Raw genomic sequence first — 6674 nt, forward strand, 5'->3', positions numbered from 1 at the left:
CTTGCCAAATTATCCAAATATCTTTGAGCCGTAGCATCATCAACACTATCTAACATATCATTGAACTTATCAAATGAGCCCGCAAAAACAAAATTTACCGTCAAACAAACAACCGCACATACTGCCAATAATTTTTTCATTTTTTTCTTTCTTTTTCCCAAATAAATTTAATACCGTTAATTGTAAGTTCCGGTATAATTGTCTCTATTTCTTTAATTTCCCTTGCTATTAAACAAGAAAGCCCGCCTGTTGCAATAATTTTTATATTTTTATCTTTCATTTGTTTTTTTAACCTTGATAAAATTTCTTTAACAAGCCCTATATAACCGTAATACAAACCGGATTGCATACCTTCAACCGTTGTAGTTCCTATAGGGTTCGGCGGCATACTTATGTTTACCAACGGCAATTTTGCCGTCCTGTTAGATAATGCTTCTGCAGAAATTAACGGCCCTGCCGTTATTACACCGCCCAAATACCAACCTTTTTTATCTATACAATCAAAAGTTGTAGCCGTTCCGAAGTCAATAACAATTGATGCCGTTTTATATTTTTTATAAACGGCAACGGCGTCCGCAATTCTGTCGGCACCTATCTCGTCGGGATTTGCATATTTATATTTTAATCCTCCCGAGTTTTTACTATTTACAAAAAAAGCTTCTATGTTAAAATATTTTTTCGTCAAATTTGCAAATACAGTATCCAAAGACGGAACCACACTTGCAATTGCTATATTTTTTATTTTTTGCTTTTTTAAATCAATATTGGAATAATATAATATATCCAAAATTTTTATTGCATATTCGTCGGCAGTTTTCTTTTTTGATGTTGCAACCGCCCAAATTTGTAACGGTTTATCACTCAAATTTTTACCGTTAAATTTAAATAATCCGAATGTAATATTCGTATTTCCTATATCTATTGCTAAAAACATTCTTTCTCCTTAAAATTTACTTTGTAAATTTAGTTAATAAGCTGAGTCGTGGACTTTGTCCACTCAGCTGAGCAGCTGAAAAGTTTAACGATACACAGCAAACTGCAACAACAGATTTCTCGCATTCGCTCGAAATGACATAAAAATTTACAAACTACAAGCTACAAACTAAACTCTAAGCCCTCAACTCTCAGCTCTCAGCAAAAAATTGCCTATAGCAATTTTCTGCCGTTGCTGTCTATTCCTACAATCAACGGGAAATTTTCAACTTCAATTTTATAAATTGCTTCGGGTCCTAAATCTTCAAAAGCAACTAATTTAAAACTTTTAACTTTTTTTGCTATCAATGCACCGATACCTCCGGTAGCAAGTAAATATACAGCTTTATTTTCTTTTATTGATTTTATAACTTCCGGACTTCTTTTTCCCTTGCCTATTAAAATTTTTACACCGTTATTTAACATTTCAGGAGTATAAACATCCATTCTTGAAGATGTCGTCGGTCCGCAGGAACCTATAATCTGTGTCGGACTGTTGGGACAAGGTCCGCAATAATATATACAAGTATTTACTAAATTTATCGGTAACTGTTTTTTCTGTTGTATAAGTTCGACAAGTCTTTTATGTGCTTGATCTCTTGCCGTATAAATCGTCCCGGACAGTTCTATTTTAGTTCCTGCCTTGTAATTATCTGTATTTTGTAACAGTTGTTCAATTGTTATTTTCATATTATTATAGTTTTTCTTCTGCATGAATGACATTGAATATTTATTGCAACAGGCATTGATGCTATATGACACGGTTTTGTCTCAATAAAAACTGCCAATGCAGTAGGAACTCCGCCTAAACCCATAGGGCCTATATTTAACTTATTTATTTCATCAAACAATTCTTTTTCTTTATCGTCATAAAACTTTGATTTATTGTTACTTCCGATACTTCTTAACAAAGCTTTTTTTGCAAGCAGCCCAACCGAAGCAAAATCCCCGCCTATTCCCAAACCTGCTATTATCGGAGGGCAAGCATTTGCTCCTTTTAATTTTACCGATTCAATGACAAAATTTTTTACACCGTTCCAACCGTCAAGCGGAGTAAGCATTTTTAAAAAACTTGCATTTTCACTTCCTCCGCCTTTTGCAAGCATTGTAATTTCAATTTTATCACCGTCAACATAATCACAATAAATATTTGCGGGAGTATTATCTTTTGTGTTAACTCTGGCTAACGGATCACAAACAATCGACTTCCTTAAATAGTGTTTTGTATATCCGTTAGAAACACCTTTATTTATTGCCGTACTTATATCATAATCACCGACTATTTTTACATCTTTTCCTATTTTCACAAAAAAGTTTGCTGTTCCCGTATCCTGACATAACGGAATTTTATCTTGTTTTGCAATTTTTGCATTTTCTAAAATTTCGTTTAAAATATTATCCGCTATTGAATTATCGTTTTTTATATAAGTTTTAACGGCATCAACAACATCCTGCGGTAAATTAAAATTAACTTCCCCGCATAAATCCGAAATTTTATTGATAATAATTTCACTTTCTATTGTTCTCACAAAAAACTCTCCGAGTTTTTGAGGTATTGAAGAATGGATGTATTGCATGCTTGCAATGACAAATCTTTTAAAAATTTCTTTTGAAGAACGACTTGGAGCCGCTTATGAGTGCTGAAATTTTTAGAGTAAAAAACTATAAATCTTATAAAGTTTTTTAGTGCGACACTGTTTGAAGAAAAATCCGTTACATTAGGTTGTTAGGATTTTTCAAGTTGTCGCACGGCTTTAAAAATTTCAAACGAATGGCGACACTGAGTGCGAAAAAGAGAATTTTTAAAAGAACATTGCTTTCCAATTATAAATTACGCTCAACATCATGGAAATGACACATTTATTGCTTCTTTGTCATTATACCTCTATACCTCATCAAAAAGGCTATGCCTTTTTGATAAATCTGTTTTTCATCATATCGGCAGTTAAAGCCCTGCTTCTTTTTATCATAGCCATTGCCTGATTATAAAATTGGTCATAAGTTGCTTTTTTCTGAGCAACTTTTTCTTTTATTGCTTTTACGGCAACGGCTGCCGCAACTTTAGGATAAACTTTCCAATCGTCCATAGTCGGCAATATTTGTGTCGGTTTTATTTTGTTATCTGCAATACACGAAGCAAGTTCAACTGCTGCCGTAATACACATATTGTCGGTTATTGTTGTTGCCCTTGCATCGAGTGTTCCTCTAAAAACTCCGGGAAAACCTAAAGAATTATTAACCTGGTTTTCAAAATCGCTTCTGCCTGTTGCAACAACCGCCGCACCTGCTTCTTTTGCTTCCCATGGCCATATTTCTGGTGTAGGATTTGCACATGTAAAAACTATAGGATTTTTTGCCATCTTTTTAATCCATTCTTTTTTTATTACATCAGGTCCCGGTGTAGATAAACAAATTAATACATCTGCATTTTCCATTGCTTGTTCTATCGTGCCCTCAAGGTTTGAACCGTTTGTATCACAACACATTGCCCATTTTTCCGGATGAGTATTTTTTAATTCCTTTCTTTTTTTGTTTAAAGTTCCTTTTGAATCTACCATTATAATATTTGCAGGGTTTGCACCGTAAAACATTATAAGCCGTGCAATACAAATATTTGCGGAACCTGCACCGAGCATTGCAATTTTTACTTTTGATATTTTTTTATTGACAACTTTCAAGGCATTTATAAGCCCTGCAAGTGTAACAAGTGCCGTTCCCTGCTGGTCATCGTGCCAAACGGGAATATGACATTCTTTTCTTAATGTATAAAGAATAGGAAAACATTTCGGTTGAGAAATATCTTCCAAATTAACACCGCCGAATGAAGGTTGTAAAATTTTAACTGTATTTATTATTTCCCGTTGGTCTTTTGTACCGAGGCAAATAGGGTAAGCATCAACTCCGCCTAAATATTTATATAATAAAGCTTTTCCCTCCATAACAGGCATTGCCGCTTCCGGTCCTATATCACCAAGCCCCAATACTCTTGTTCCGTCACTTACAACGGCAACAGAATTCCATTTGTTCGTATATTCGTAAGCAAGTTCCAAATTTTTATTTATGTCGGTGCATACTGCGGCAACTCCCGGGCTATACCATATTGCAAAATCATTGAAATCTCTTATTCTGCATTTTGGAACGACTTCTATTTTCCCCTTATAAAAAGGATGTAATTTTCTTGCCTGCTCGGCAGGTTTTTGTGCGGCTTTTAATTGTTGCTTGGAAGTACTTTTTTTCATATATGTATCCTTAAATTTTATTTATCTTTTAATTATACAAAAAAAAGTCCAATAGGTGAAGAGTAAATTGAATGTGCCGGATTATTTTATTATTTTTTAAGTTTTTGTTTCATAAAAAATAAATTTATAAGAAGACATACAAGAAAAAAAACAAACAACTGCCCCATTTGAATAAAGCTGTAATTTAACGGAATATTATCCAAAGAATAATATCTGAACAAATTTATAAAATATGTCGACGGAAATAAAAATGCGGATATTTTTAAATAAAGAGGCAACATATAAAGCGGCCATGCAAAACCCGATATAAGAAGAACAGGCATAGAATAGAAAGTTAATGCACATAACGATATTACCGGTGTTTTAAACAAATGAGATATTGCCATTGCAAAAAAAACAATAACAAACGAATATAAAAAAGTAATAACGGTAAAATTAATTTTTGATGTTTGAAAAACCGAATTAAACGGCAAAACAAATAACAAAAATAAAAATATCATAAATATTGAAGTAAATATATACGGAACGGCTTTTGCAAGTAAAACGGGTAAAATTTTATTGTTTGAAATTTTAAATAAATCTTTCCAAGAATTTTCTTTTGTTTCCAAACTCATTGTATGACAAACGGCAACTATTAAAATTTGTTGAAATACAGCGAGCAAAATAAACGGAACAAAAAAATTTGAATAAGTTTTTGCAGGATTAAATATCCACTTAAAATTGCATCCTAAAGGTTGTGCCATTTTTACGGCAGTATTTTTTGAAATATTATGTGACATCAAAAACTTTACAAATATTTTTGCGGAAAGAGTTTGTGAAACGACGGCAATAGTTTTCATTGCCATACTTGACACCATAAAATTACTTGCATTTGCTCCTATAAAAGCAAATGTACTTTTTGATTTTTTTAAATTTTCCGAAAAATCTTCGGGAATATAATAAAAAATTTCAGCTTCATTCGAAAACAAAGATTTATATGCTTCATAAGCCGATGGAACAAATTTAACTACATTAAGTTCTGGGGTGGCATCCAACATTCTTACCAAATTTCTTGATAAGTAAGAATTATCTTTGTCTATTATTGTAAGTTTTAAATCAGTAGGATTTTGATGATGATAAATATATGTCAAACCTACCGAATAAAGAATAGGTGCCAATAAACATATAATTATCAAATCTTTTGATTTAAAAAATCTTTTAATTTCTCTTATTAATATTTGTTTAAAACCGGTTATCATTTTTTTATTTTTAATTTAAAACGAATTAATAAACTTATATATGTTATAATAAAATATAAAATTATTAATATTATAAGTATTTTTACAAACGGAACAATATATTCAAGATGCATATTCTGTTGATAAATTTTTCTAAAAGCTTCCAAAAAATTTGTTAGCGGTATAAAACCGGCAATTATTTTTATCAAATCAGGCATTTGAGAAAGCGGCCATGTATAACCCGACATTAAAAAAGAAGGTGCCCCTATCAACAAGCAACCTTTAAGCGCATCAATTTTATTACCCGTTACGGCAGACATAAGCATACCGAGCAGTATTGTCGGTAAAATAAAAAAAACACTTAAAATTTCCGCCGTAATTATTTCACCGTAAAACGGTATTTGAAATAACGGGAAAAATATTCTGAACATTATTTCAAAATATATCAACGAAATTAAACAGTAAACAAACAATTTTCCGCAAATAAACAAAAATATATTATCTGCTGTAAAATCTTTTTGTTCAACATCTCTGCCTATCGTCAATGCTCCGAAAATCAAAAGAATTTGTCCTATAATTGCAATCCATAACCCCGGTGTTAAATAATATCCGTAATTATATGTAGGATTAAATATTTTTGAAGAATCATTTTTTATCGGCAACATCATACCGTTTGCAAGTTTTGATTGAATCCCTCTTTTTTTTATCATTGTATTTTTAAGACCGGCATTTATTGTTCCTATTATATTCAGCCCTTCTATTTCACCTAAATTTGATGTTAAAAAATTTGAACCGTCAAGATAACATTCTATTTGAGCCGGGCTGAATTTTTTGATATTTTTCTGAGTATCTTTAGGAATATATATACCCATAAAAATTTTATTTTGGACAAAAAGAGGTTCCAAATCGGCAACATTATCAAGTTTATATTTTACATTAAAAGCATAACTTGTATTAAAATACCTTGTTATTGTCCTTGATATTTTTGAATTATCTTTATCTATTACGGCAATCGGCATTTGTTTAACATTGCCGTAAAAATAAATACCGCCTAAAAAAACAAAATCCAAAAAAGGCCATAAACAAACCAAAAACAAATAATATTTGTTCGTAAAAATCAGTTTAAATTCTTTTTTGATAACTTCAAAAAAATATTTCATTTTTATCTATATACAAATACAAAACTATCTGTTTGACAAATACAATTAAATTCTTTTCCAATAAATTTTAAAACCAATTATACCGA

The 6674-nt window shown here is 31.4% G+C and carries 6 protein-coding genes; all 6 read right to left on the bottom strand.

Going from position 1 to position 6674, the window contains the following annotated elements; translation table 11 throughout:
• Positions 1–136: 136 nt before the first annotated feature.
• Positions 137–934, bottom strand: a complete 798-nt coding sequence (locus ACMUOV_RS04880; protein ID WP_413853986.1) for a type III pantothenate kinase — start codon at positions 932–934, stop codon at positions 137–139.
• A gap of 212 nt (positions 935–1146) precedes the next feature.
• Entirely contained in the window at positions 1147–1662 is a 516-nt protein-coding gene (locus ACMUOV_RS04885; protein ID WP_413853987.1) for a FumA C-terminus/TtdB family hydratase beta subunit, read from the bottom strand.
• Positions 1659–2501: a fumarate hydratase gene (locus tag ACMUOV_RS04890; RefSeq protein WP_413853988.1), complete on the bottom strand. Its 843-nt coding sequence runs from the start codon at positions 2499–2501 to the stop codon at positions 1659–1661. Before ACMUOV_RS04890 ends, ACMUOV_RS04885 begins: the two co-directional genes overlap by 4 nt.
• A 375-nt stretch (positions 2502–2876) precedes the next feature.
• Positions 2877–4211, bottom strand: a complete 1335-nt coding sequence (locus ACMUOV_RS04895; protein ID WP_413853989.1) for an NAD(P)-dependent malic enzyme — start codon at positions 4209–4211, stop codon at positions 2877–2879.
• Positions 4212–4300: 89 nt separating this feature from the next.
• Complete coding sequence (locus ACMUOV_RS04900; protein ID WP_413853990.1) at positions 4301–5449, bottom strand: ABC transporter permease; 1149 nt, start codon at positions 5447–5449, stop codon at positions 4301–4303.
• Positions 5446–6588 carry an ABC transporter permease gene (locus ACMUOV_RS04905; RefSeq protein ID WP_413853991.1) on the bottom strand — a complete coding sequence of 381 codons (1143 nt, stop codon included), beginning with the start codon at positions 6586–6588 and terminating at the stop codon, positions 5446–5448. The genes ACMUOV_RS04900 and ACMUOV_RS04905 overlap by 4 nt, the downstream gene beginning before the upstream one ends.
• Between the last annotated feature and the right edge of the window lie 86 nt (positions 6589–6674).

This window comes from Candidatus Ruminimicrobium bovinum, from assembly GCF_902760015.1.
In the GTDB taxonomy this organism is placed as follows: Bacteria; Elusimicrobiota; Endomicrobiia; order Endomicrobiales; family Endomicrobiaceae; genus Ruminimicrobium; species Ruminimicrobium bovinum.